General features: G+C 68.8%; 23 protein-coding genes and 1 pseudogene. 18 read left to right on the forward strand and 6 right to left on the reverse strand.

Annotation, left to right across the window (positions count from 1 at the left end; genetic code table 11):
* The first annotated feature begins 1 nt into the window (after window position 1).
* Genes ilvD through ilvC form a run of 4 tightly spaced genes read left to right on the forward strand, consistent with a single transcriptional unit; the run spans window position 2 to window position 5,133 of the window.
* The gene (ilvD, locus tag FGL15_RS16605; RefSeq protein ID WP_064296246.1) at window positions 2-1,696 is read left to right on the forward strand and encodes a dihydroxy-acid dehydratase; all 1,695 of its coding nucleotides are present in this window, start codon (window positions 2-4) and stop codon (window positions 1,694-1,696) included.
* 42 nt (window positions 1,697-1,738) lie between these two features.
* Entirely contained in the window at window positions 1,739-3,544 is a 1,806-nt protein-coding gene (locus tag FGL15_RS16610) for an acetolactate synthase large subunit (protein WP_085510581.1), read from the forward strand.
* Between the two features lie 2 nt (window positions 3,545-3,546).
* Complete coding sequence (ilvN, locus tag FGL15_RS16615) at window positions 3,547-4,056, forward strand: acetolactate synthase small subunit (RefSeq protein WP_064296248.1); 510 nt, start codon at window positions 3,547-3,549, stop codon at window positions 4,054-4,056.
* Between the two features lie 48 nt (window positions 4,057-4,104).
* A complete protein-coding gene (gene ilvC / locus FGL15_RS16620; protein WP_138946779.1) occupies window positions 4,105-5,133 on the forward strand; it encodes a ketol-acid reductoisomerase in 1,029 nt (342 codons plus the stop codon).
* 88 nt (window positions 5,134-5,221) lie between these two features.
* Here ilvC and FGL15_RS16625 read toward each other — a convergent pair whose 3' ends face one another.
* From FGL15_RS16625 to FGL15_RS16635, 3 genes are all read right to left on the reverse strand, one after another.
* Complete coding sequence (locus FGL15_RS16625) at window positions 5,222-6,544, reverse strand: alpha-L-fucosidase (protein ID WP_240773580.1); 1,323 nt, start codon at window positions 6,542-6,544, stop codon at window positions 5,222-5,224.
* 124 nt (window positions 6,545-6,668) lie between these two features.
* Window positions 6,669-7,670: a Gfo/Idh/MocA family protein gene (locus FGL15_RS16630; RefSeq protein WP_138946780.1), complete on the reverse strand. Its 1,002-nt coding sequence runs from the start codon at window positions 7,668-7,670 to the stop codon at window positions 6,669-6,671.
* Window positions 7,667-8,695, reverse strand: coding sequence for an N-acetylglucosamine kinase (locus FGL15_RS16635; protein WP_168223425.1), 1,029 nt, complete (start codon window positions 8,693-8,695; stop codon window positions 7,667-7,669). Before FGL15_RS16635 ends, FGL15_RS16630 begins: the two co-directional genes overlap by 4 nt.
* A gap of 90 nt (window positions 8,696-8,785) precedes the next feature.
* On the opposite strand from FGL15_RS16635, the gene FGL15_RS16640 reads away from it, so the two are divergent.
* The 7 genes and pseudogenes from FGL15_RS16640 to FGL15_RS16665 all read left to right on the forward strand — a co-directional run bounded on the left by FGL15_RS16640 (window position 8,786) and on the right by FGL15_RS16665 (window position 14,741).
* Complete coding sequence (locus FGL15_RS16640; protein WP_079002196.1) at window positions 8,786-9,733, forward strand: MurR/RpiR family transcriptional regulator; 948 nt, start codon at window positions 8,786-8,788, stop codon at window positions 9,731-9,733.
* 10 nt (window positions 9,734-9,743) lie between these two features.
* Entirely contained in the window at window positions 9,744-10,523 is a 780-nt protein-coding gene (locus FGL15_RS16645) for a sugar isomerase domain-containing protein (RefSeq protein ID WP_138946782.1), read from the forward strand.
* Window positions 10,524-10,618: 95 nt separating this feature from the next.
* Complete coding sequence (ngcE, locus tag FGL15_RS16650) at window positions 10,619-12,025, forward strand: N-acetylglucosamine/diacetylchitobiose ABC transporter substrate-binding protein (RefSeq protein ID WP_138946783.1); 1,407 nt, start codon at window positions 10,619-10,621, stop codon at window positions 12,023-12,025.
* Window positions 12,022-12,867, forward strand: coding sequence for a carbohydrate ABC transporter permease (locus tag FGL15_RS16655; RefSeq protein WP_370281833.1), 846 nt, complete (start codon window positions 12,022-12,024; stop codon window positions 12,865-12,867). The genes ngcE and FGL15_RS16655 overlap by 4 nt, the downstream gene beginning before the upstream one ends.
* Window positions 12,867-13,025: a hypothetical protein gene (locus FGL15_RS21570; protein WP_370281835.1), complete on the forward strand. Its 159-nt coding sequence runs from the start codon at window positions 12,867-12,869 to the stop codon at window positions 13,023-13,025. Before FGL15_RS16655 ends, FGL15_RS21570 begins: the two co-directional genes overlap by 1 nt.
* Window positions 13,022-13,932 (forward strand): annotated as a pseudogene (locus tag FGL15_RS16660) (carbohydrate ABC transporter permease). Before FGL15_RS21570 ends, FGL15_RS16660 begins: the two are co-directional and overlap by 4 nt.
* Before the next feature lie 53 nt (window positions 13,933-13,985).
* Window positions 13,986-14,741 carry a copper homeostasis protein CutC gene (locus FGL15_RS16665; RefSeq protein WP_064296255.1) on the forward strand — a complete coding sequence of 252 codons (756 nt, stop codon included), beginning with the start codon at window positions 13,986-13,988 and terminating at the stop codon, window positions 14,739-14,741.
* Window positions 14,742-14,786: 45 nt separating this feature from the next.
* Here the strand turns inward: FGL15_RS16665 and FGL15_RS16670 are convergent, their stop codons facing one another.
* Window positions 14,787-15,173: a DoxX family protein gene (locus tag FGL15_RS16670; RefSeq protein ID WP_240773581.1), complete on the reverse strand. Its 387-nt coding sequence runs from the start codon at window positions 15,171-15,173 to the stop codon at window positions 14,787-14,789.
* 71 nt (window positions 15,174-15,244) lie between these two features.
* Here FGL15_RS16670 and FGL15_RS16675 point away from each other — a divergent pair, with 71 nt between their 5' ends.
* From FGL15_RS16675 to serA, 3 genes are all read left to right on the forward strand, one after another.
* Window positions 15,245-15,793 carry a hypothetical protein gene (locus FGL15_RS16675; protein ID WP_168223257.1) on the forward strand — a complete coding sequence of 183 codons (549 nt, stop codon included), beginning with the start codon at window positions 15,245-15,247 and terminating at the stop codon, window positions 15,791-15,793.
* A 5-nt stretch (window positions 15,794-15,798) separates the two neighbouring features.
* Window positions 15,799-16,170 (forward strand): hypothetical protein, encoded by a 372-nt coding sequence (locus FGL15_RS16680; RefSeq protein ID WP_085510588.1) that lies wholly within the window; start codon window positions 15,799-15,801, stop codon window positions 16,168-16,170.
* 115 nt (window positions 16,171-16,285) lie between these two features.
* Window positions 16,286-17,878 (forward strand): phosphoglycerate dehydrogenase, encoded by a 1,593-nt coding sequence (serA, locus tag FGL15_RS16685; protein WP_138946786.1) that lies wholly within the window; start codon window positions 16,286-16,288, stop codon window positions 17,876-17,878.
* Window positions 17,879-17,999: 121 nt separating this feature from the next.
* On the opposite strand, the gene FGL15_RS21320 is transcribed toward serA, so the two are convergent.
* Window positions 18,000-18,557 (reverse strand): TetR/AcrR family transcriptional regulator, encoded by a 558-nt coding sequence (locus FGL15_RS21320; protein ID WP_079705616.1) that lies wholly within the window; start codon window positions 18,555-18,557, stop codon window positions 18,000-18,002.
* Between the two features lie 114 nt (window positions 18,558-18,671).
* On the opposite strand from FGL15_RS21320, the gene FGL15_RS16695 reads away from it, so the two are divergent.
* From FGL15_RS16695 to FGL15_RS16710, 4 genes are all read left to right on the forward strand, one after another.
* A complete protein-coding gene (locus tag FGL15_RS16695) occupies window positions 18,672-20,195 on the forward strand; it encodes an MFS transporter (protein ID WP_240773582.1) in 1,524 nt (507 codons plus the stop codon).
* A gap of 100 nt (window positions 20,196-20,295) precedes the next feature.
* Window positions 20,296-21,351: a 3-isopropylmalate dehydrogenase gene (locus tag FGL15_RS16700; RefSeq protein WP_138946787.1), complete on the forward strand. Its 1,056-nt coding sequence runs from the start codon at window positions 20,296-20,298 to the stop codon at window positions 21,349-21,351.
* Window positions 21,352-21,391: 40 nt separating this feature from the next.
* Entirely contained in the window at window positions 21,392-22,507 is a 1,116-nt protein-coding gene (locus FGL15_RS16705) for a branched-chain amino acid aminotransferase (protein ID WP_205858636.1), read from the forward strand.
* A 78-nt stretch (window positions 22,508-22,585) separates the two neighbouring features.
* Window positions 22,586-23,350 carry a fumarylacetoacetate hydrolase family protein gene (locus tag FGL15_RS16710; protein ID WP_064296260.1) on the forward strand — a complete coding sequence of 255 codons (765 nt, stop codon included), beginning with the start codon at window positions 22,586-22,588 and terminating at the stop codon, window positions 23,348-23,350.
* 6 nt (window positions 23,351-23,356) lie between these two features.
* On the opposite strand, the gene FGL15_RS16715 is transcribed toward FGL15_RS16710, so the two are convergent.
* Window positions 23,357-24,430: an aminotransferase class V-fold PLP-dependent enzyme gene (locus FGL15_RS16715; protein ID WP_138946788.1), complete on the reverse strand. Its 1,074-nt coding sequence runs from the start codon at window positions 24,428-24,430 to the stop codon at window positions 23,357-23,359.
* Between the last annotated feature and the right edge of the window lie 47 nt (window positions 24,431-24,477).

The raw sequence follows: 24,477 nt of genomic DNA on the forward strand, positions 1-24,477 counted from the left end.
AATGCCAGAGATCGACATCAAACCACGCAGTCGTGCCGTCACCGACGGGATCGAGGCGACCACCTCGCGCGGCATGCTCCGCGCCGTCGGCATGGGCGACGAGGACTGGGACAAGCCCCAGATCGGCATCGCGAGCTCGTGGAACGAGATCACGCCCTGCAACCTCTCGCTCGACCGCCTCGCACAGGGGGCCAAGGAGGGCGTGCACTCGGGTGGGGGATACCCGCTGCAGTTCGGTACCATCTCCGTCTCCGACGGCATCTCGATGGGCCACGAGGGCATGCACTTCTCGCTCGTCTCACGCGAGGTCATCGCCGACAGCGTCGAGACCGTGGTCATGGCCGAGCGCCTCGACGGCACGGTCCTGCTCGCCGGCTGCGACAAGTCGCTACCGGGCATGCTCATGGCCGCTGCGCGCCTCGACCTCTCCTCGGTCTTCCTCTACGCCGGATCGATCGCACCGGGTTGGGTCAAGCTCTCCGACGGCACCGAGAAGGAGGTCACGATCATCGACTCCTTCGAGGCGGTCGGGGCCTGCAAGGCCGGCAACATGAGCGAAGAGGACCTGAAGCGCATCGAGTGCGCCATCGCCCCGGGCGAGGGTGCCTGCGGCGGGATGTACACCGCCAACACGATGGCGTCGGTCGCCGAGGCGCTCGGCATGAGCCTCCCGGGTTCGGCATCGCCGCCCTCGGCAGATCGCCGTCGCGACTACTTCGCGCACCGCTCGGGCGAAGCCGTGGTCAACATGCTCCGACTCGGCATCACCGCGCGCGACATCCTGACGAAGGAGGCGTTCGAGAACGCCATCGCCGTCGCGATGGCCTTCGGCGGATCGACGAACGTGGTCCTGCACCTGCTCGCGATCGCCCGCGAGGCCGAGGTCGACCTCACGCTCGACGACTTCAACCGCATCGGCGACAAGGTGCCGCACATCGGCGACCTGAAGCCGTTCGGCCAGTACGTCATGAACGACGTCGACCGTCACGGCGGCGTCCCCGTCGTCATGAAGGCGCTGCTCGACGCCGGTCTGCTGCACGGCGACTGCCTCACGGTCACCGGCAAGACGGTCGCCGAGAACCTCGCCGACATCAACCCCGACCCGATCGACGGCACGGTCATCCGCACGCTCGACAACCCGATCCACGCGACCGGCGGCATCACGATCCTCAAGGGCTCGTTCGCGCCCGAGGGCGCCGTCGTGAAGACGGCCGGATTCGACGCCGAGGTCTTCGAAGGACCCGCGCGGGTCTTCGAACGTGAACGCGGAGCCATGGACGCGCTCACCGAGGGCAAGATCAACAAGGGCGACGTCGTCATCATCCGCTACGAGGGCCCGAAGGGTGGGCCGGGGATGCGCGAGATGCTCGCGATCACGGCCGCCATCAAGGGCGCCGGACTCGGCAAGGATGTACTACTGTTGACGGACGGTCGATTCTCAGGCGGCACAACCGGACTGTGCATCGGCCACATAGCACCCGAAGCGGTGGACGCAGGTCCAATCGCCTTCGTGCGCGATGGTGATCTGATACGGGTCGATATCGCTGGCCGCTCGCTCGACCTACTCGTCGACGAAGCAGAGCTGGAAGCCCGCCGCGACGGCTGGGCGCCTCTTCCCCCGCGCTATACCCGTGGCGTTCTCGCAAAGTACTCTCGTCTCGTGCACTCCGCAGCGGAGGGCGCGATCACGGGATAACCGAGCATCTCGTTCGTGCATCTCATCGCTGAAGGAATCATCATGCCCACGGAATCCCAACCCGTGCCTCATCCCAGAACACCTGCGGCCCCGGCCGCACCGGAGATCCTGACGGGAGCCCAGGCGATCGTCCGATCGCTCGAGCTCCTCGGGGTCACCGACATCTTCGGTCTGCCCGGCGGAGCGATCCTGCCGACCTACGACCCGCTGATGGACTCGACGAAGCTCCGTCACATCCTGGTCCGACACGAGCAGGGTGCCGGCCACGCGGCCGAAGGATACGCCGCCGCCGGTGGCGGGATCGGCGTGTGCATCGCGACGTCCGGCCCCGGCGCGACGAACCTCGTCACCGCCATCGCCGACGCCTACATGGACTCGGTGCCGATGGTCGCGATCACCGGTCAGGTGTTCTCGACCCTCATGGGCACGGACGCGTTCCAGGAAGCGGACATCGTCGGCATCACCATGCCGATCACGAAGCACTCCTTCCTCGTCAAGACCCCGGAGGAGGTCCCGGCGGCCATCGCCGCGGCCTACGAGATCGCGGGTACCGGCCGTCCCGGACCGGTGCTGGTCGACATCACGAAGGACGCCCAGCAGGCCGAGGCGCCGTTCATCTGGCCGCCGAAGGTCGACCTGCCCGGCTACCGTCCGGTGACGAAGGCGCACGGCAAGCAGATCCAGGCCGCGGCGCAGCTGCTCGTCAACGCGAAGAAGCCGGTGCTGTACGTCGGCGGCGGCGTGATCCGCTCCAAGGCCTCCGAGGAACTGCTCGCGCTGGCCGAGGCGACCGGGGCTCCGGTCGTGACGACGCTCATGGCTCGCGGGGCGTTCCCCGACTCGCACACGCAGCACCTCGGCATGCCCGGCATGCACGGCACCGTCCCGGCAGTGCTCGCGCTGCAGGAGGCCGACCTGCTCGTGTCGCTCGGTGCCCGGTTCGACGACCGCGTGACCGGCAAGGCCTCGCTCTTCGCGCCGAACGCCAAGGTCGTCCACGTGGACGTCGACCCGGCCGAGATCTCGAAGATCCGCATCGCGGACGTCCCCATCGTGGGCGACGCGAAGGACGTCATCGTCGACCTCCAGTCGGCGTTCGAGGCAGCCGCCCGCGAGGTCACCCCCGACATCGCCGAGTGGTGGTCCTACCTCGACGGTCTGCGCGAGGAGTTCCCGCTGGGCTACGCCGAGCCGACCGACGGTCTGCTCTCGCCACAGCACGTGATCTCCCGCATCGGCGAGATCACCGGTCCGGAGGGCGTCTTCGCGTCGGGCGTCGGTCAGCACCAGATGTGGGCGGCGCAGTTCATCAAGTACGAGCGTCCGAACTCCTGGCTGAACTCCGGCGGCGCCGGGACCATGGGCTACTCGGTCCCCGCGGCCATGGGCGCCAAGGTGGCCCAGCCCGATCGCCACGTGTGGGCGATCGACGGCGACGGCTGCTTCCAGATGACCAACCAGGAACTCGCGACCTGCACGATCAACAACATCCCGATCAAGGTCGCGATCATCAACAACTCCTCACTGGGCATGGTCCGCCAGTGGCAGACGCTCTTCTACGACGGTCGGTACTCGAACACCGACCTGAACACCGGGCACGACACCATTCGGATCCCGGACTTCGTCAAGCTGGCCGAGGCCTACGGTTGCCTCGCGATCCGCGTGACGAAGGAGGAGGAGGTCGACGCCGCCATCAAGCTCGCCCTGGAGACGAACGACCGTCCGGTCGTCATCGACTTCGTCGTGAGTGCCGACGCGATGGTGTGGCCGATGGTGCCGCAGGGTGTCAGCAACAGCTACGTCCAGTACGCCAAGGACCACAGTCCGTCGTTCGATGAGGAGGCCTGAGCATGAGCAGCCACGTCCTGAGCCTCCTCGTCGAGGACAAGCCCGGTCTGCTGACCCGCGTCGCCGGGTTGTTCGCCCGCCGGGGCTTCAACATCGAGAGCCTCGCGGTCGGCCACAGCGAGATCGAGGGCCTGTCCCGGATCACGGTCGTCGTCGACGTCGAGGAACTTCCGCTCGAACAGGTGACGAAGCAGCTGAACAAGCTCATCAACGTCATCAAGATCGTCGAGCTGGATCCGGCGCAGTCCGTCCAGCGTGAGCACCTGCTCATCAAGGTCCGCGTCGACAACTCCACCCGTTCCCAGGTGCTGGAAGCCGTCAACCTGTTCCGGGCCCGCGTCGTCGACGTGGCGACCGACGCCCTCGTGATCGAGGTCACGGGCGACTCCGGGAAGACGACCGCGCTCCTCAAGGTGCTCGAGCCCTACGGCATCAAGGAGATCGCCCAATCGGGTCTCCTCGCCATCGGGCGCGGCTCGAAGTCCATCACCGAACGCGTCTTCAAGAACTAGTCGCATCTGCGACATATTGCGAAACCACAACCAAGGAGAGAACCACCAGTGACTGAGATTTTCTACGACCAGGACGCAGACCTGTCGCTCATCCAGGGCAAGAAGGTTGCCGTTATCGGCTACGGCTCGCAGGGCCACGCACACGCGCTCAACCTCCGCGACTCCGGTGTCGAGGTCGTCGTCGGCCTGAAGGACGGCTCGAAGTCGATCGCCAAGGCCGAGGAGCAGGGCTTCACCGTCAAGAACGTCGCCGACGCCTCCGCATGGGCCGACGTCATCGTCATCCTCGCTCCGGACCAGCACCAGCGCACGATCTTCGCCGAGTCCATCAAGGACCAGCTCGCTCCGGGCAAGGCGCTCGTCTTCGGCCACGGCTTCAACATCCGCTTCGGCTACATCGAGGCTCCCGAGGGCGTCGACATCTTCATGGTCGCCCCGAAGGGCCCGGGCCACACCGTCCGTCGCGAGTACGAGGCCGGCCGCGGCGTCCCCGTCATCGTCGCCGTCGAGAAGGACGAGACCGGTGGCGCCTGGGAGCTCGCCTGGTCCTACGCCAAGGCGATCGGTGGCCTCCGTGCCGGTGGCATCAAGACCACCTTCACCGAGGAGACCGAGACCGACCTCTTCGGCGAGCAGGCCGTCCTGTGCGGCGGCGTCTCGCAGCTGATCCAGTACGGCTTCGAGACCCTCACCGAGGCCGGGTACCAGCCGCAGATCGCCTACTTCGAGGTGCTCCACGAGCTGAAGCTCATCGTCGACCTCATCTGGGAGGGTGGCATCGCCAAGCAGCGTTGGAGCGTCTCCGACACGGCTGAGTACGGCGACTACGTCTCCGGCCCGCGCGTCATCGACCCGAGCGTCAAGACCAACATGCAGGCGGTCCTCAAGGACATCCAGGACGGCACCTTCGCCAAGCGCTTCATCGACGACCAGGACGCCGGCGCGCCCGAGTTCCTCGAGCTGCGCAAGAAGGGCGAGGACCACCCGATCGAGGCCACCGGTCGCGAGCTGCGCAAGCTCTTCGCGTGGAACGCCTCGAACGACGACGACTACGTCGACGGCAGCGTCGCCCGCTAGTCTCCGCTCGTCCAGCCGCTCAGCGGCACCGAGCCAGAACGCCCGCCCCGATCCGTCGGGGCGGGCGTTCCGTCGTCTGCGGGAGACCTCAGGCTGTCGTTGCTCCGGTCGTGCCGGGCTCGAGGAAGATCTCGATGACCGGGATCGGGGTGTCGGGTTCACCGATCGGCAGGTGCAGGGTCACCGTGTCGGGACCGAGTCCCTTCGGCTGGGTGTGCTGGTTCGGCAGATCGTGCTCGGGGCGATGCACCTGGAACGGCACCTCGGAGCCGTCCGACAACAGCTGCGCGTAGCGCACCCGGCCGCCGAGACCGGGCAGGTGCAGGTGCACGAACGGCCAGGCGAAGACATGCACGTACAGCCGGTCGCCGCGTTGCGTGTATCGGACGTCGGTCGGACTGCTGAACTCCGACGGGCCGCATCCTCGGATCGCCCGCTCGTGGAGCGCGAACCAGTCGGCGAGGACGTCGAGTCGTTCGATCGCGCGAGGATCGATCGTCCCGCGCGCGGTCGGTCCGATGTTCAGCAGCATGTTGCCGTTCTTCGAGACCGAATCGATGAGCATCCGCAGGAGCAGCTCCGGCGACTTGTAGTCGAGGTTGTCGCGGTCGTACCCCCAGCTGCCGTTCAGGGTCTGGCAGGCCTCCCACCGGAGGGGGTCGCCGTCGGGACCGACCGGCGTCACCACGGGCTGGTACTGCTCCGGGGTGGTGACGTCGCCCGGGAGCTCGAGGCGGTCGTTGATGAGGATCTCCGGCTGCAGCCCGCGGATCATCTCGACGAGTTCCTCGGAGCCCCAGTCGACGGCGCCCTTCCCCGGCAGACCTTCGATGCCCTGCGAGTAGCTGAAGTCGAAGAAGAGGTAGTCGATCGGGCCGTAGCCGGTGAGCAGCTCGCGCACCTGGCCGTGCAGGTAGTCCCGGTAGCGGGACCAGTCACGGTCGGCGTTCGCTGTGAGCGCCTCGGGGTCGTCGCGTCGCGGGTGGATGCCGTCGACCGTGAAGTCGGGGTGATGCCAGTCGATGAGCGAGTGGTAGAAGCCGATCCGGAGCCCCTCGGCGCGGAAGGCCTCCACGAACTCCGCCACGAGGTCGCGGCCGGCGGGCGTGTGCACGGACGTGAAGTCGGTGAGTGCCGAATCCCACAGGCAGAAGCCGTCGTGGTGCTTCGTCGTGAGGACCGCGTACCGGAAGCCGGCCGCCTTGGCCTGCTTGGCCCAGGCGCGGGGGTCGAACCGGTCGGGGTCGAAGTGCTCGCGGTAGCGCTCGTAGTGTTCGGCCGAGAGGCGTTCCCGCGTCTGCACCCATTCATGTCGTGCTGGGAGGGCGTAGAGGCCCCAGTGCAGGAACAATCCGAATCTCGCCTCGTCGAACCAGGCGGTGTCGGGTCGGGGGATGGTGGTCTCGGTCACGGCGGCCCTTCGATCGTCGAGTGGGTTCACGGCGGTGCGGGGGCAGGCTAACACGAAAGGTCGGATGTCTGCTGTCCGGTGGACCGGCGTGGTCAGGACGTCGGACCTGCCGCGCGTCGACGGTTCAGGCGTCGTGGGGTTCGGAGACCTGCACGGGTGTGCCGGTGTCCAGGGACATCTTCGCCGCCAACGCGACCGTCAGGGCTGCGATGGCACTCGGGCCGGTCACTCGGAACGGTTGGACGTCTCGCTCCACACAGTCGAGAAAGGAGGCCATCTGTCGTCGGTACGGGTCGGTCTCGTCGAGGTCGTAGGGGCCGTGCGCGGCGGCCGATCCCAGCGCGTCGACCGAGAGCGGCGGTGCGTGGGTCGGGGACGCGCCGACGAATCGGTGGGCGATGAGCCCGGTGCTGCCGAGCACCTCGATGGCCGAGCTGAATCCGAAGGCCGGCGGGAGCTCCATGGAGGTGAGGACGCGCCCGATCCCGCCGTCGGCGTAGTCGACCGTCGTCTCGATCGGGCGACCGGTGCCGGTGCGTCGTGCTGACACGGATCGCGGCTGACCGAGGAGCTGGTTCAGCTGGTCGAAGTCGTGGATCGCGAAGTCGACGAGGGGGCCGCCGGAGCGTCGCTCGTCCTGCCACCACGGTGACGGGGCGGCGGGGGAGCTCAGCCGTTCGGCCGTGACGGCGAGGGGTGTGCCGACGGCCCCGGCCCGCACCGCGTCGTCGATCGCCTCGTACCCGCCGAAGAACCTGACGACGTGCGCGACCATGAACGTCCGGCCGGACTCTTCGGCGGCCCGCAGGATCGCGTGGGCGTCGGCGAGCGTCAGGGCGATCGGTTTCTCCAGCAGGACGTGCTTGCCGGCACGGAGCGCGCTGACGGCGAGGTCCCGATGGGTGTCGGTCGGCGTGCAGATGACGACGATCCCCACGGAGGCATCCAGGAGCACCTCGTCGACCGAGGTGGTGAGTCGTGCGGCCGGTGCCTCCGGCATGGCTCTCGGCGACCGGGCCGAGCACAGGTAGGCGATCCGTTCCGCAGCACCGAGTCCGGCGAGCGCGCGGACGTGCGCCAGTCCCATGGCACCGGTGCCGATGACGGCGATCCGGTCCGCCGTCACCGCGTCGCCCCAGCAGCCAGGTCCTCGCGCAGGCGGCTGAGGGTCGCGTCGTCGACGTCCCCGCCCAGCATCCTGATGCCCAGGGCGGCGGCTCCGACGAGGCCGTCGGCGACCGGGATGAGTCGGGCCCCGGCGGCAGCCGATGACAGGCGCTCCGCGGCTGAAGGGAAGGACGGGAGGAGTCCGTCGACGAGCACGCTGCCGCCGACGACGAGCGTGCTCTCTCTGTGGTCCGAATCCGGAGCCAGCACCCGTTCCACGAGGACCGCCAAGCGGTCGACGGCAGCGTCGAGGATGGACCGCGCGACGTCGTCGTCCGCGGCTTGGAAGGCGAGCGGCGCCAGGCGGGCGATGGCGATGGGGGGACCGTCGTTCACCGACCGGATGAGTGTGTCGAGTACCGGGGACCGGCGGTGGTCCGCGTCACCGGATGAAGACGGCTCCGGAGCGAATCCGACCGCCTGGGAGAGCAGCGGGGTGAGGCCCGTGCGGGGGCCGATGCCGTCGAGGTCGGCGGCGACCGCGCGGATCACGCGTCGGGCGATCCAGAACCCGGAGCCGCCATCGCCGAGGAGCCAGCCGGCACCGCCGACCTCCCGGACGACGAGACGGTCCCTGATCCGTCCCGCGACGCTCCCGGTCCCCGCGACGAGCACGACGCCGTCCGGCGACGCCGAGCCGGAGCCGTACATGCCGAGCAGATCCGGCTCGAGCACGACCGGTCCGAGCCCGAGCGGTACGAGGTGCGCATCCAGGGCGCGGCGGTAGGCGTCGGACACCTGCCCCGCCTGCGTGATCACCACGAGCGACCCGGACGGGAGGGGCGGTATGGACGAGGTCGTCTTGGCCTGGTCGAGGGCGGCACGAGCCGCGAGCGCGATCTGCGTGGCAGCGCTGTCCACGCCGGACGACGTCGGATTCCCGCCGCCCGCGCGCCCGGAACCGAGGCGACGTCCGGAGGCGTCAACGAGCACCGCCCGGGACGAGGTGCCGCCGGCGTCGACCGCCAGAGTTGTTTTCATCATCGTCATCATCTCGAAACATGTTGCCGTGGGCCACAACGTACTGTAAGAATCAGTTTCGCGTCACTCCAACGAAGGAGAAAAGGAATTTCCATGACTGTTTCCATCCGCACCGACCCACCGGTCGAGCACGCCACCGGCGTGACCAACCGGATTCGGTCGCGGATGCCGGAGATGTCCGGGGTCATGCTGCGTATCGCGGACTACCTGTTGGAGAACCCCGACGCGCCCCTCACCCTCACGATCGGTGAGCTCGCAGCCGATTCGGGCGTCTCGGCAGCGACCATCACCCGCTTCTGCCGGATCATCGGGTACACCGGCTACGCGCCGTTCCGGGTCGACCTCGCCAAGGACTTCGGTCGCAGCACCGCACGCGACTCCTGGCAGACCGACATCGGCCGGGCGTTCGGCCCCGACGACTCGGCTCCGGACGTCCTGAGCACGCTGCTCAACGCGCACACCCGGACGCTGCGGGAGACCGCCGACGTGATCGACCTCGAGGTCATGCTCGAGATCGCCGCAGCCATCGCGCGCAGCCGCAACGTCGACATCTACGGTGTGGGCGGTAGCGCGATGCTCGCCGACGAGATGCAGGCCAGGCTGTACCGGATCGGCATCAGCACGCACGCATGGTCGGAGGTCCACGCGGGCCTCACGAGCGCGGCGATCCAGGGCCCCGACTCGGTCGCCCTGGGGATCAGCAACACCGGGCGCACCGAGGAGACCATCCAGATGCTCCGCCAGGCGGGTCGCGCGGGCGCGCTCACCGTGGCGATCAGCAACAACCCGGACTCCCCACTCGTCGCCGCGTCGACGCTGGCCATCATCACCTCGGCCCACGAGCGGTTCCTGCAGCCCGACGACCTCTCCGCCAAGCACGGTCAGCTGTTCGTCCTGGATCTGTTGTACCTGTTCGTCGCGCAGCAGAACTTCGAGCGCACGACCAAGCGCCTCGCGGCCTCCGCCCTCGCGGTCGCCCCGCACCGCCGACCGACCAAGGCCGGAGCCCTGTCCGAGACCGCCTCGCCCGTGGGCGTCTGAGAGGAACCGAATGAGCATTACATCCACCACGACCTGGACCGATCACGTCGATCGCTACACCGACGAGGTCACGTCGCGCCTCGCGGACATCACCCAGGCGGCCCGGTCCGGCGAACTCGACCCCGCGATCGACCTGCTGGTCGCGGCCCTCGAGCGCGGAGCGGTCATCCAGGCGTTCGGCACCGGCCACTCGGAGGCGTTCGCGATGGAGATCGCCGGCCGCGCCGGTGGACTGATCCCGACGAACAAGATCGCCCTGCGGGACGTCGTCCTCCGCGGTGCACGGTCCGTCGACGACCTCGGTGGTGCCGCGCTGGAGCGCAGCGGCGACGTCGCCGCGGAACTCTTCGCGATCTCTCCGGTGGGGGAGGGTGACGTGTTCATCATCGCGTCGAACTCCGGCGTCAACGGGTCGATCGTGGGACTCGCCCTGATCGCCAAGGAACACGGTCACCCGGTCATCGCCGTGACCTCGCTCGAGCACACCTCGCGCGTCGAGCCGAAGCACCCGAGCGGGCTGCGGCTCTCCGAGGTGGCCGACGTGGTGCTCGACAACCGTGCTCCGTTCGGCGACGCGACCATCGAGGTCCAGGACGGCGTCCCGGTCGGCGCGGTGTCCTCGATCACGGCGGCCTACCTCGCGCAGCTCCTCACCATCGGCGTCGCGGCGAGGATCGCGGCGACCGGCGAGACCCCACCGCTCTACATCTCGGCCAACATCCCGGGCGGCGACGAGCACAACAGCGTGCTCGAGGACCGCTACCGAGGCCGGATCAGACGTGACGCCTGAACCCGAGGCGTCGCACCACCCGCACCACACACCCGACAACATCACCCCGACAGCACCACACCCGGGCAACACTCGAATCACTGGAAGGTAGACCGATGGACAAGCAGCCAGCAACGCTCCAACGCCGCGATTTCCTGCGAGGAGCACTCGCGACCGCGATCCTCCTCCCGCTGGGCGGGACGCTCGCGTCCTGTGTCGGCGGCGGAGGCGGGGCCACCACCACCGGCGGACCGGTCTCGGCCGACAACCCGTTCGGCATGGCCGCCAACTCGACGGTCGACGCCGTCATCTTCAAGGGCGGGTACGGCATCGAGTACACCGAGTTCGCCGGGAAGCTCGTCGAGAAGCAGCAGGCGGGCTCGACCGTCAAGGTCACGGCCGCGACGAACATCGCGCAGACCCTCCAGCCGCGGTTCGTCGCCGGCAACCCGCCGGACGTCATCGACAACAGCGGCGCCGGCCTCATCGGCATCAACACGATCCGCGAGCAGCTCGCCGACCTGACGGACGTCATCGAGGCGAAGAACTACGAGGGCAAGGTCATCAAGGACACCCTCTACCCGGGTGTCGTCGAGCCGGGCACCTTCGACGGCAAGTTCGTGCAGCTGAACTACGTGCTGACGGTCTACGCGGTCTGGTACTCGGCAGCGCTCTTCGAGGCGAACGGCTGGACGCCCCCGAAGACCTGGGCCGAGGCACTCGATCTCGGTGCGAAGGCCAAGGCGCAGGGCAAGTACCTGTTCGGTTGGGGCACCGAGGCGGCCACCTACTACCTGACGATGGCGATCGCGTCCGCGATCAAGGAGGGCGGCGACGAGGTCCGTCTGGCGCTCGAGAACCTCGAGGCGGACTGCTGGTCGAAGCCGGCCGTCCAGGACGTGCTCAAGGGTCTCAAGGCGATCATCGACGCCGGGTACGTCAAGCCCGGTGGTGCCGGAACGCAGTTCACCGCCGCGCAGGCGCAGTGGAGCAACTCGGAGGACTTCATCCTCTACCCCTCGGGTGGCTGGATCGAGAACGAGATGAAGACCCAGACGAAGGACGGTTTCAAGATGACCGGCGCGCCCGAGCCGACGGTCTCCGCCGACTCCGCCCTGCCGTACTCGGCGCTGCACAGCACCGCCGGTGAAGGGTTCATCGTCCCGTCGCAGGGCAAGAACGTCGGCGGTGGCAAGGAGTTCCTGCGGGCGATGCTGTCGAACGACGCCGCGGTGAACTTCGCCAAGACGACCTTCTCGTCGACGATCGTTAAGGACACGATCCCCGAGGACGGCTTCGGCTCGACGGCGCTCGTGTCCCAGGTGAAGATGTTGAACGACGCGGGCACCGACGTGTTCTCGTGGAGCTTCATCGACCTGTACGGGCTCAACACGGACCTCCTCGTCCTGTGGAACACGTTCCTGCAGGGTGGTTCCGACGTCCCCACGCTCACCAAGGGCATGCAGGACATCTCCGACAAGGTCCGCAACGACGACTCCGTGGACAAGGTCACCGTCAAATGACGGCGGTCGGCACGCCGATCGGGAAGGTGGGAGGGGCTACCCCTCCCGCCGCCCGGCGGTTGCGCCGCCGGGACTTCACGTTCGACCGGGTCTCGTTCTTCCTGGTCTTCCTGATCGTGCCGGTGGTGGGGTACGTCGTCTTCGTGGTCTCGCCGTTCGCGCAGGCGGCGTACTACTCGTTGACGAACTGGTCCGGGTTCTCCCCGGGCATGGACTTCGTCGGGTTCTCGAACTACACGAAGCTCTTCCAGGACCAGACCTTCCTCCAGTCCATGGGCAACAGCGTCGCGCTCGCGATCGTCCTGCCGCTCGTGACCCTCGGGATCGCGTTCCTCTTCGCCTCCCTCATCACGATCGGCGGGCCGAGCAACGGTCCGATCCGCGGCCTCCGCAACTCGAGCGTGTACCGCGTGATCACCTTCTTCCCGTACGTCGTGCCGGCCATCGTCATCGGCCTCATCTGGAAGCAGATCTACGACCCGTCGTCCGGGCTGCTGAACGGCTTCCTGACCGGCATCGGGCTCGACCAGTTCACCTCCTTCGCCTGGCTCGGTTCGCCGGACACGGCGATGATCGCGACCATGTTCGTCATCGTCTGGGGACTCATCGGGTTCTATACGGTGCTCTTCATCGCGGCGATCAAGGGCGTGCCGGCCGAGGTGTACGAGGCGGCACGGATCGACGGCGCGGGCCGCCTGCGGACCGCGCTCACGATCACGATCCCGCTGATCCGCGACAACATTCAGACGGCGTACATCTACATGGGCATCCTCGCCCTCGACGCGTTCGTGTACATGGCCGCGTTGAATCCCGGCGGCGGCCCTCCAACACGACGCTCGTGATGTCGCAGCAACTGTTCACGACGGCGTTCACCAAGGGCCAGTTCGGCTACGCCTGCGCGATGGGGGTCGTGCTCGCGCTCGTCACCCTGATGTTCGCGGGCGTCGTCTTCCTGGTCAGCCGACTCACCGGCGGCAACGATGAAGGGGTGGCGGAATGACCGTCCAGACCACGGCGACGACCGCGAACCCGGCGGTCGTCGGAACCGGCACGCGCACACCGGCCAGCCGCAAGCCGACCACGGGGGACCGCGTCGTCGGGACGGCATCGCACACGGTGCTCATCATCTGGTCGATCGTGGTCGTCGTCCCGCTGCTCTGGACGGTCATGTCGTCGTTCAAGACGAGCTCCGAGATCTTCGCCTCGCCGTTCTCGCTGCCGTCGAAATGGAACTTCGACAACTACGTGAACGCGTGGACGACGGCCGGTATCGGGAGCTTCTTCCTGAACTCGATCGTGGTGGTGTTCGGCGCCCTCATCGTGACCATGCTGTTCGGCTCGATGTGCGCGTACGTGCTGGCGCGGTTCCGCTTCTTCGGGAGCCGGGCCATCTACTACCTGATGCTCGCCGGCCTCACGTTCCCCGTGTTCCTCGCGATCGTGCCGTTGTTCTTCGTGCTGCAGAGCCTCGGGTTGCTCAACTCGCTCCCGGGACTCATCCTCACGTACGCGGCGTTCGCCTTCCCGTTCACGGTGTTCTTCCTGTTCTCGTTCTTCAAGTCGCTGCCGGTCTCCATCGCGGAGGCGGCCGCGATCGACGGAGCGGGGAGTGGCGGACCTTCTTCCAGGTGATGCTGCCCATGGCGAGGCCGGGGCTCGCGACCGTCGCGATCCTCAACTTCGTGGGGCTCTGGAACCAGTTCCTCCTGCCGGTGGCGCTCAACTCGAACCCGCAGAACTACGTCCTGACGCAGGGGATGGCGTCGTTCGCGGCCCAGGCCGGGTACTCGGTGGACTTCGGCGCGCTCTTCGCGGCGTCCGTGATCACCGTGGTCCCCGTGCTCATCGTGTACCTGATCTTCCAGCGCCAGCTGCAGGGTTCGGTGTCGCAGGGCACGGACAAGTAGCGCAGCGGCGTGCGCGTCCTCGGCTCGAGCGGATCACTGGAACAATGGGTCCAATGAGCCTCCAGTCGCCAATCGCCGTCGAGATCGCCGTCCAGGACGTGGAGGGGGTCCGCATCGCCATCCGCGAGGGAGCCCAGCGGGTCGAGCTGTGCCAGGCCCTCGGCACCGGTGGGCTCACCCCTTCCATCGGACTGGTCATGGCGGCGGTCCGGGCTGCGGACGAAGCCGGGCTCAGCGACTTCGTGCACGTCCTCGTGCGTCCGCGAGAGGGCGGTTTCGTCTACTCGCCCGCGGAGATCGACGTCATGTCCGGCGACATCCTCGCGCTCGAGGCCGCGGGTGCTGCGGGCATCGTCGTCGGTGCCCTCCGGTCCGATCGCACGATCGACCTGGAGGCGCTGGCGCAGCTGCGTCAGGCTGCCGGCTCGCTCGCGGTGACGTTCCATCGGGCCGTCGACGCGACGACCGACCCCGTCCGGTCCGCCGACCAGCTGCGCGACGCGGGTGTCGACCGTCTGCTGACGTCCGGCGGCGCGCGGGCGAGCATCGACGGTGCCGAGAAGCTCGCGCAGATGGCCTCGAGGGGCGACAGCTCGATGCAGATCATGGCTGGCGGCGGCGTCACGATCGATGCGATCCCCGCCCTCGCGCGGGCGGGTGTCGACGCGGTGCACCTCTCCGCCCGTCGTCGTGCCGGCCGGGTCACCGAGACCGGCCCCGGCGGAGGGTCGCCGAGCTACGACATCACGGACGCGACGACCGTCGCTCGCGCGGTGGCCGCTGCCCGGCGCGCTGCCGTCGCCGTCTGAGATCCGCCGGCACCGAGCGGACCGTCGACAGGTCCCGTCGAGCGATCAGAGCGCCACGACGACGAGGGCGAGGATCAGTACGAGCTGACCGATGAGCCGTGGGACGAACGGCACGGCGAGGCGGCCGAACCGCTCGGGCTGCCGCGCGGCCGCGGCGTTCGCCGGGAACACCGCGACGAGGAACACGGTCAGGCAGACCACTGCGGCGAGCCTGGTGGGTGGGACGAGCAGGCCGACGCCGCCCGCGATCTCGCACACACCGGTGATGGCGACGAGCATCCGCGGTGTGATAGTGCTGCCCCGCAGGGGTCCCGGGATCATCGCGGCCATGGTCCTCGCCGGTCCCGGGAGGAAGTGGAGGACTCCCATGCCGATGAACATGATCGCGAGGACGACGGTCAGGACGGACTGTAGGAGCGGGAACGGGTTCACCAGGCAATTCTGCTCCGTCGCGTCCGGATCGCCGCACACGGTGGTCGGCCCGGCGGCGATAGGCTGGCGGTATGACTGAGCCGCGGGACGAAGACGCGCTGAGCTGGGCGGGCGACGACGATCCGACGCTCGACGCCTCGGCTTCCGGCGACCGGACCACGCTCGAGCCCGCATCGCAGGAGCCGATCACGCGTGGTCGGGCGACCGAGGCGGTCCAGCCGGCCGCGGAGTCGGCCGGTCCGATCGCGGAACCGATGACTCCTCCTGTCGAGGTCGACGTCGCGAAGCCGACCGACCGGGTCACGGACGAGGCTGCCGCCGGTGAGCGCGAGCAGATGAGTTCGGTCATGCTCGTCACGCTCGGCATCTTCGGCGGGGTCTTCCTGCTGTACAGCGTCGGTTGGCTGATCTCGGCGTTCCGTCCTGACGCGGCCGTCCCGAGCGACGCGGTCGGCCGGTTCATGTTCGATCTCGGACAGGGACTCGCGGTCGCCGCAGGCCCCGTGTGGATGGCCGCGACGCTCTGGTTGACGCGTGGCGGCAGGCCCGTCGTCAGGATCGCGATGCTCCTGCTCGGTGTCGTGCTCATCCTGCCCTGGCCGTTCCTCCGAGGAGTGTGACCCTGATGCCCTCCACCACCGCGGACCCCGTGTCGAAACCCGCCGCCGAGCGCCCAGGCTGGCTCAGCTGGTCCATCGCCGTCCTCTTCGGCCTGTTCTTCGCCTACGACGTCTTCGAAGCCGTCGGCAACCTCGTCGGCATCGTCGGGACGGCGAACGGCCTCGCCGTGCCGGTCCTGCCCCTCGGCTGGGTCGTCCTCATCGGCGGCTTGCTCCTGCCGATCGTGGCCTTCGCGATCGCCTTCTGGACCGGTCGCGACCGGTCGCTCGGCGAGCAGGCCGTGCGCTACCTCGTCGCCCTGTGCGTCGTCGCGGCGATCTCCCTGTCGGTCCTCGCGATGTTCGGCGCGCAGCAGCTGATCGACCTCTCCGTCTGACTCGGCCGCCGCCTCGTCACACGACGAAGCGCCCGGTGCGCCTCCGATAGGCTTGCGATGGCCGCCGGACACCGACGCGCTGCCCACCCCACTGCTACCGAGAAGGAACCGTTCCGTGTCGAAACCGGTCGTACTGATCGCCGAAGAACTCTCACCAGCCACCGTCGACGCCCTCGGGCCAGACTTCGACGTGCGCTCCGTCGACGGGACGGACCGCCCGGCTCTGCTCGCGGCGATCGCCGACGCCGACGCCATCCTGGTCCGATCCGCGACCAAGGTCGACGAGGAGGCCATCCAGGCGGCCACCCGGTTGAAGGTCGTCGCGCGCGCTGGTGTCGGTCTCGACAACGTCGACATCAAGGCGGCGACGACGGCCGGGGTCATGGTCGTTAATGCACCCACGTCGAACATCATCTCCGCGGCCGAGCTCACCGTCGGGCACATCCTGAGCCTCGCCCGCCACATCCCGGCCGCGCACGCCGCGCTCGCCCAGGGGCAGTGGAAGCGGTCCAAGTACACGGGTACCGAGCTGTACGAGAAGACCATCGGCATCATCGGCCTCGGCCGTATCGGTGCCCTCATCACGGCCCGTCTGCAGGCGTTCGGCACGAACCTCATCGCCTACGACCCCTACATCACGTCCGCTCGTGCGCAGCAGCTCGGGGTGCAGCTGGTCACGCTCGACGAGCTCCTGGCGCAGTCCGACTTCATCACGATCCACATGCCGAAGACGCCGGAGACGACGGGCATGATCGCCGGCCCGCAGTTCGCGCTCATGAAGCCCACGGCCTACGTCGTCAACGTCGCCCGCGGCGGCCTGATCGACGAGGACGCGCTGTACGAGGCGCTGTCCAACAACGTCATCGCCGGTGCCGGCCTCGACGTCTTCGTCAGCGAGCCGCCCACCGACACGAAGCTGCTCGGGCTCGAGAACGTCATCGTGACGCCGCACCTCGGTGCGTCCACGGAGGAGGCACAGGAGAAGGCCGGCGTCTCGGTCGCCAAGTCCGTGCGCCTCGCGCTCGGCGGCGAACTCGTCCCGGACGCGGTCAACGTCGCCGGCGGCGTGATCGACCCCTACGTCCGTCCCGGCATCCCGCTCGTCGAGAAGCTCGGCCAGGTGTTCGCCGCGCTGTCGACCTCGTCGCTCACGAGCGTCGACGTCGAGGTCCACGGTGAGCTGAGCGGATACGACGTCAGCGTGCTGAAGCTGGCCGCGCTCAAGGGGATCTTCACCAACATCGTCAGCGAGACGGTCTCGTACGTGAACGCCCCGCTGCTCGCCGAGCAGCGCGGTGTCGTCACGCGCCTGCTCACCGACGAGGTGAGCGAGGAGTACCGCAACGTCATCACGCTGCGTGGAGCCCTCAGCGACGGATCGCAGATCTCGGTGTCGGGCACGCTGACGGGCACGAAGCAGACCGAGAAGATCGTCGAGATCAACGGCTACGACGTCGAGGTGCCGTTCGCGAAGCACCACATCGTGATGGTCTACACCGACCGGCCCGGCATCGTGGCCGTCTACGGCCAGCGGTTCGGCGAGGCCGGCATCAACATCGCGGGCATGCAGATCGCCCGTCACGAGGCCGGTGGCCCGGCGCTCAGCGTCCTGACGGTCGACTCACCGGTCGCCGACGACGTCCTCGAGGTCATCCGCGAGACGATCGACGCGACGCTACTCCGCGAGATCGACATCACCGAGCAGTAGCCCGACCCCTGCTACGACCCGATGCCCCGCGCCGACCGGTGCGGGGCATCGTCGTCCGCAGGCCGAGGCGCTGGCGCCGAGGCGCCGATGCTGTTCCGGTGCGCCCGGTGGGGGTCGCGGCTCAGCGCCCGCCGGCGGGGAGCAGTCGCGCGATGACGGCGAGGAGCCGCTCGATCGACTCGTCGCTGCCCTCGTCGGGGTCGCTGACGCCCATGCCGAGCTGTGCCGTGTTGGCGTAGAGGCCGTCGGACATCAACACGATCGCGCGGGCGGTGTCGGGGTCGCCGACGGCGTCCTCCACCGTGCGCAACCAGCTCCGGCGGATGTCCGCCATCGCGTCGCTCGCCTGGGCGTGCTGTCCCTGCGCCAGCCGCGCGACGGCGATGATCGTCCGGTCGAAGGGGGTGCCGCAGTCGACGGAGGTCCGCACGAAGTACTCGACCACGCCCTCCGGGGCCGCGAGCATCCGCGCCGTGTCGGCCTCGCTCATGTCCGAGAGCCGTTCGATGAGGCCGTCGACGAGGGCCTCCTTGCTGCCGAAGTGGTAGAGCAGTCCGCCCTTGGAGACGCCGGCCGCCGCGGCGACGGCGTCGAGGGTGGCGGCGCGTTCGCCCTGCTCGATGAGGAGTTCGGCGAAGGCGTCGAGGACGCGTTCTCGGGCTGCGGTCTGCTTCGCCATGGCTCCATCGTATTCGGCTCGTCGGATTCGGATTGATACTATACCGGCTGGACGGTATAGTCGAGCGGGCGGCGCCCGACCGGCGCCGTTCTCCACGCTTTGAAAGAGGTCACCGTGTCCACCGCCACCGAACCCACCGCCGTCGCCGCTCCCCGTGCCGGTCGGCGAGCCTGGTTCGCGCTCGCCGTCCTCATGCTCCCCGTCCTGCTGGTGTCGGTCGACAACACGGTCCTCAACTTCGCGCTGCCCGCGATCTCGAGCGCGCTCACCCCGACCGGGACGCAGCTGCTCTGGATCGTCGACATCTACCCACTGGTCCTCGCCGGCCTGCTCGTGTCGATGGGCAGCCTCGGCGACCGCATCGGTCGTCGTCGCCTCCTGCTCATCGGCTCCATCGGATTCGGTGTCGTCTCCGTCGCCGCGGCCTTCGCGCCCAGCGCCGAGCTCCTGATCGCGGCTCGGGCGGCACTCGGGTTCTTCGGAGCGATGCTCATGCCGTCGACGCTCTCGCTGCTGCGGAACATCTTCCTCGACCGCGACCAGCGACGGTTCGCCATCGCCGTCTGGGCGAGCGGGTTCGCCGCCGGCAGCGCGCTCGGGCCGATCGTCGGTGGGATCATCCTCGAGCATTTCGCCTGGGGCGCGGTGTTCCTGCTCGCCGTCCCGGTGCTCCTGCCGCTCGTCGTCCTCGCGCCCTTCCTCATCCCGGAGTCGAAGGACCCGAACCCCGGACGCATCGACGTGCCGAGCATCCTGCTCATCCTCCTGACGATGACGCCACTCGTGTTCAGCATCAAGCACCTGGCGGAGGCCGGCTTCGACCTGCTCACGGTGGTCTCGATGGTCGTCGGTGTGGTCAGTGGTGTCCTGTTCATCCGCCGTCAGCTCCGCCTCGAGCATCCGCTGCTCGATCTGAGCCTGTTCCGGCGGGCCTCGTTCAGCGGCGCCGTGGTCATCAACCTGTTGAGTGTGACGGCGCTCGTCGGTGGGCTGTTCTTCGTGTCGCAGCACCTGCAGCTGGTGCTGGGCCTGCAGCCGCTCGACGCCGGGCTCGTCCTGCTCCCCGGCCTCATCGTGATGATCATCGCCGGCCTCGTGATCGTGCCCATCTCCAAGCGGGTCCGTCCGGGCATCGTGGTCCCGATCGCACTCGTCGTGTCGGCCGTCGGCTACGCCTCCATCGCGATCACCGGAGGAGACGTGTCGGCCCTCGGGATCGGCCTCGCGTTCGTCGCCCTCGGGCTCGGCATCGGCTCGGCCGAGACGGTGTCGAACGAGCTCGTGATCGCGAGTGCGCCGCCGGAGAAGGCCGGTGCGGCGTCCGGTGTGTCCGAGACCGCCTACGAGCTGGGCGCGGTGCTCGGCACGGCGACGCTCGGTACCGTGCTCACCGCGTCCTACCGTTCCTCGGTCGTCCTGCCGGACGGACTGACCGCCGCCCAGCAGCAGGCGGCGGGGGAGACCCTGGGTGGTGCGGCGAACGTCGCCGAGCAGCTGCCCGGCGACCTCGCGGGTGCACTCATGGACTCCGCGCGGCACGCCTTCGACAGCGGTGTCGGTGTCGCAGCGTGGATCGGCGTCGGCCTCATCGTGGCCGCCATGCTCGTCGCGGCGATCGGTCTGCGCCGGGTCCGGTAGGGCTCCGTGGATCGTGCCACCCGGAGACGGGTGGCACGATCCGCCCGAGGTCGGAGGCGTTAAGCTGGGCGCACACCGTCGTCGCATCCTCAGGAGTCGCATGTCCCGCACCGTCAAGCTCGCAGTCATCCCCGGCGACGGGATCGGTCCCGAGGTCGTCGGCGAGGCGCTCAAGGTCCTCGATGCGGCGGTGCAGGGTGGTGACGTCCGGTTCGAGCAGACGCCCTTCTCGCTCGGCGCCGCGCGGTTCCTCGAGACCGGTGACGTGCTGACCGACGCGGACCTCGCCGCGATCGCCTCGCACGACGCCATCCTCCTCGGAGCGGTCGGCGGCGTGCCCGGCGACCCCCGGCTCGCGAACGCGAACATCGAGCGTGGGCTGCTCCTCAAGCTCCGGTTCAGCCTCGACCACTATGTCAACCTCCGCCCGACCGTGGTGTACCCGGGCGTCCCGAGCCCGCTGAGCGAGCCCGGCGACGTGGACTTCGTCGTCGTCCGTGAGGGCACGGAGGGGCCGTACGTCGGCAACGGCGGAGCGATCCGCCAGGGCACGCCGCACGAGATCGCGAACGAGGTCTCGGTCAACACCGCCTACGGGGTGGAGCGGGTGGTGCGCTACGCGTTCGCCGCTGCGGCCGCGCGTCGGGGGAAGCTCACCCTCGTCCACAAGACCAACGTCCTCGTCTTCGCCGGGTCGCTCTGGAAGCGCGTCGTCGACGCGGTGTCCGCGGAGTTCCCCGACGTCGCGGTCGACTACCTGCACGTCGACGCGGCCACCATCTTCCTCGTCACGGATCCTGCTAGATTTGACGTCATCGTCACGGACAACCTCTTCGGCGACATCCTCACCGATCTGGCCGGCGCGATCAGCGGCGGCATCGGACTCGCGGCCTCGGGAAACATCAACCCGGACGGCACGTACCCGAGCATGTTCGAGCCCGTCCACGGATCGGCGCCCGACATCGCCGGGAAGCAGCTGGCCGACCCGACCGCCGCCATCCTCTCCGTCTCCCTGATGCTGTCGCATCTCGGCCTCGAGACGGAGGCGGCGCGAGTCGCCACTGCCGTCACCGCCGACATCGCCGCCCGCACCGGCGCAGCACGCACGACGACCGAGGTCGGCGATGCGATCGCGGCCCTCGCGGCGAACCGGTAGACGCCCACCAGACACGCAGATCACGACGGAAGACACCATCATGACGATCAACCTCCCCATGGCGCAGCGCGAACTCGCCTTCACCGTGACCCCCAACGAGCAGCCCGTCCCCGACGCAGACCGCGACGCGATCCTCGCCGATCCGGGCTTCGGGCAGCACTTCACCGACCACATGGTCGACATCTGCTGGTCCGAGCGCGGTGGATGGCACCGCCCACGGGTCCAGGCCTACGGTCCGATCTCGCTCGACCCGGCCGCCGCCGTCCTCCACTACGCCCAGGAGATCTTCGAAGGACTGAAGGCGTACCGTCACGCCGACGGCTCCATCTGGTCGTTCCGCCCCGACGCCAACGGCCGCCGCCTGCAGCGCTCGGCGAAGCGGCTCGCGCTGCCGGAGCTCCCGGTCGAGTACTTCGTCGAGTCGATCAAGCAGCTCATCGCCGTCGACGGCTCCTGGGTGCCGTCCGCGCCGGAGACCAGCCTGTACCTGCGGCCCTTCATGTTCGCCAAGGAGGCCTTCCTCGGCGTCCGCCCGGCGAAGAAGGTCAACTACTACGTCATCGCCAGCCCGGCCGGCGCGTACTTCACCGGCGGCGTCACCCCCGTGTCCATCTGGCTGTCCACCGACTACAGCCGTGCAGGCAAGGGCGGCACCGGGGCAGCGAAGACCGGCGGCAACTACGCGTCCTCCCTGCTCCCGCAGGCCGAGGCGTACGAGCACGGGTGCGCCCAGGTGCTCTTCCTGGACGCACAGGAGGCGACCTACATCGAAGAACTCGGCGGGATGAACGTCGTCCTCGTCAAGCGCGACGGCACGCTCGTCACGCCGGAGTCGGACTCGATCCTCGAGGGCATCACGCGCGACAGCATCCTGCAGCTCGCGGAGGACCGCGGACACCGGGTGGAGCGCCGCCGGGTCACGATCGACGAGTGGCGCGAGGGCGTCGAGAGTGGCGACATCGTCGAGGTGTTCGCCTGCGGGACGGCTGCGGTCGTCACCCCGATCGCGCAGCTGAAGGCCAAGGACTTCACCGTGGGTGACGCCGACGCTCCGGCGGGCGAACTGACGATGTCGCTGCGTCAGGAACTGACGGACATCCAGTACGGCCGCCTGCCCGACCGTCACGGGTGGATGACGCGTCTCGACGCCGAGTAGCCTCCGAGCAGCCTGGGAAGCCCCGCACCTCGTGCGGGGCTTCCGTGTCGCCGGGGCACCTCGGGATAGGCTGGCCTGGTGAAAATCGCTCGCTTCAGTCACGATCAGGCCATCCGCTACGGCATCATCGACGATGCGGATCTCGTCGTCCTCGACGGCGATCCGCTCTACTCGGGCTTCGAGCCGACGGGGGAGCGCGTCCCGCTCGCGGATGCGGTCCTGCTCGCGCCGGTCATCCCTCGTTCCAAGGTCGTCGCCGTCGGCAAGAACTACCACGACCACGCAGCCGAGATGGGTGGGGAGGCTCCCACCGAGCCGCTGCTCTTCCTGAAGCCCAACACCTCCGTGGTCGGGCCGGGAGACGCCGTCGTCTTCCCCAAGCAGTCCGAGCGCATCGACTTCGAGGGCGAACTCGCCATCGTGATCGGTGGCGTCGCCAAGAACGTCAGTGCGGAGCGTGCCGACGAGGTCATCTTCGGCTACACGATCGCGAACGACGTCACGGCCCGCGACCTCCAGGAGTCCGACGGCCAGTGGGCCCGGGCGAAGGGCTTCGACACGTTCTGCCCGCTCGGCCCCTACATCGAGACGGAGTTCTCCTTCGACGGCGCGACGATCGAGACCCGCGTCGACGGTGAGGTCCGGCAGCACGCCCCGCTCTCCGACATGGTGCACTCCATCGGCGCGATCGTCGAGTACGCGTCCGCCGTCTGGACGCTCCTCCCGGGAGACGTCATCCTGACCGGCACGCCGGCCGGCGTCGGACCCTTCACCGACGGCCAGGTCGTCGAGGTCGAGGTCTCGGGCATCGGCATCCTCCGGAACACCGGCCGCCGACCCTGACCCGCGTCAGTTGCGCTGGCCGAGAGCGGTCAGCGCAGCTGCGACGTCGTCGTCGGTGTTCCAGAGGTGGAAGGCGACCCTCGCCCGGCCCGCGCGACCCGATGCCGTGATCCCGGCCGACTGTAGCGCCCGGAGGTCGTGTCCATCGGGATCCGTCCACGTCACGATGGCCGAAGCCGTCCCCGTCAGGAGCGACCGGCTCTCGCCGATGCCCGCCCGAAGCGCCGCGGCGAGCCGGGTATCGTGCTCGTACACGGCGACGGCGTCGACCGCCGCGAAGAGGGCGATGGCGGGCTCGGCGCCGACCCAGGCCTGCCACGCGGGGGAGACGTCGAACCGTCGAGCGCTCTCGGCGAGATGCAACGACGGTCCGTAACAGGACGACCAGACGTCGTCACCCGAGTACCAACCGGCCTGGCTCGGCCGGAGGCGGTCCATCACCTCGTCGCGCACCGTCATGAACGCCACACCTCGTGGCGCGCAGAGCCACTTGTAGGCGTGGCAGACGGTGATGTCGTCGGCCGAGGCGTCGACGGGGAGCCACCCGGCCGCCTGCGTGAGGTCGTTGAGCGTCAGCGTGCCGTGGACGGCCGCCGCCTCACGGATCGCGACCACGTCGGCGACCGCGCCGGTCGCGGACTGCACCGCGGAGTAGGCGACGAGCCAGGTCGAGGCGTCGATGTGGGCGGCGAGTTCGGTGAGCGGTGCGTGGCGGACACGCACGCCGCGGTGCGCCTGCATGAGGAACGGGGCGACGAGCGAGCTGAAGTCACCCTCGACGCACAGGACCTCGGCGCCGTCCGGCACCGACGCCGCGACCATGGCGACCATGACGGAGGTCTGGGACCCGATCGCGACCGAGCGGACCGGCACGTGGACCAGCTCGGCGAAGGAGGTGCGCACCCGCTCGACGACGGCGCCGTAGGCGGCTGCGTCGGTTCGAGTCGCCTGCCACGCGGCGAGGTCGGCCATGATGGCGTCCGTCGTGCGGATCGTCGGTAGTCCCAGCGTGCAGGCGGCCAGGTAGCCGGGCGCGGATGGGAAGGATCCGCTGGCTTCCTGGAGGCTGAGGGTGCTCATGCATCCAGTCTCTTCGCCGGGTATCCATGCGACAAGGACCGGCTCTC

Origin of the sequence: Plantibacter sp. M259 (genome assembly GCF_006065115.1) — a bacterium.
Classification (GTDB): domain Bacteria; phylum Actinomycetota; class Actinomycetes; order Actinomycetales; family Microbacteriaceae; genus Plantibacter; species Plantibacter auratus.

What these genes read in the sequence shown, in the direction of transcription:
- ilvN (WP_064296248.1), top strand. Translation starts at nt 3,547, where the DNA reads ATGAGCAGCCACGTCCTGAGCCTCCTCGTCGAGGACAAGCCCGGTCTG.
- FGL15_RS21570 (WP_370281835.1), top strand. Translation starts at nt 12,867, where the DNA reads ATGTCGCAGCAACTGTTCACGACGGCGTTCACCAAGGGCCAGTTCGGC.
- ngcE (WP_138946783.1), top strand. Translation starts at nt 10,619, where the DNA reads ATGGACAAGCAGCCAGCAACGCTCCAACGCCGCGATTTCCTGCGAGGA.
- FGL15_RS16700 (WP_138946787.1), top strand. Translation starts at nt 20,296, where the DNA reads ATGTCCCGCACCGTCAAGCTCGCAGTCATCCCCGGCGACGGGATCGGT.
- FGL15_RS16675 (WP_168223257.1), top strand. Translation starts at nt 15,245, where the DNA reads ATGACTGAGCCGCGGGACGAAGACGCGCTGAGCTGGGCGGGCGACGAC.
- FGL15_RS21320 (WP_079705616.1), bottom strand. Translation starts at nt 18,557, where the DNA reads ATGGCGAAGCAGACCGCAGCCCGAGAACGCGTCCTCGACGCCTTCGCC.
- FGL15_RS16635 (WP_168223425.1), bottom strand. Translation starts at nt 8,695, where the DNA reads ATGATGAAAACAACTCTGGCGGTCGACGCCGGCGGCACCTCGTCCCGG.
- FGL15_RS16645 (WP_138946782.1), top strand. Translation starts at nt 9,744, where the DNA reads ATGAGCATTACATCCACCACGACCTGGACCGATCACGTCGATCGCTAC.
- FGL15_RS16705 (WP_205858636.1), top strand. Translation starts at nt 21,392, where the DNA reads ATGACGATCAACCTCCCCATGGCGCAGCGCGAACTCGCCTTCACCGTG.
- ilvD (WP_064296246.1), top strand. Translation starts at nt 2, where the DNA reads ATGCCAGAGATCGACATCAAACCACGCAGTCGTGCCGTCACCGACGGG.
- FGL15_RS16680 (WP_085510588.1), top strand. Translation starts at nt 15,799, where the DNA reads ATGCCCTCCACCACCGCGGACCCCGTGTCGAAACCCGCCGCCGAGCGC.
- FGL15_RS16655 (WP_370281833.1), top strand. Translation starts at nt 12,022, where the DNA reads ATGACGGCGGTCGGCACGCCGATCGGGAAGGTGGGAGGGGCTACCCCT.
- FGL15_RS16610 (WP_085510581.1), top strand. Translation starts at nt 1,739, where the DNA reads ATGCCCACGGAATCCCAACCCGTGCCTCATCCCAGAACACCTGCGGCC.
- FGL15_RS16640 (WP_079002196.1), top strand. Translation starts at nt 8,786, where the DNA reads ATGACTGTTTCCATCCGCACCGACCCACCGGTCGAGCACGCCACCGGC.
- FGL15_RS16715 (WP_138946788.1), bottom strand. Translation starts at nt 24,430, where the DNA reads ATGAGCACCCTCAGCCTCCAGGAAGCCAGCGGATCCTTCCCATCCGCG.
- FGL15_RS16665 (WP_064296255.1), top strand. Translation starts at nt 13,986, where the DNA reads ATGAGCCTCCAGTCGCCAATCGCCGTCGAGATCGCCGTCCAGGACGTG.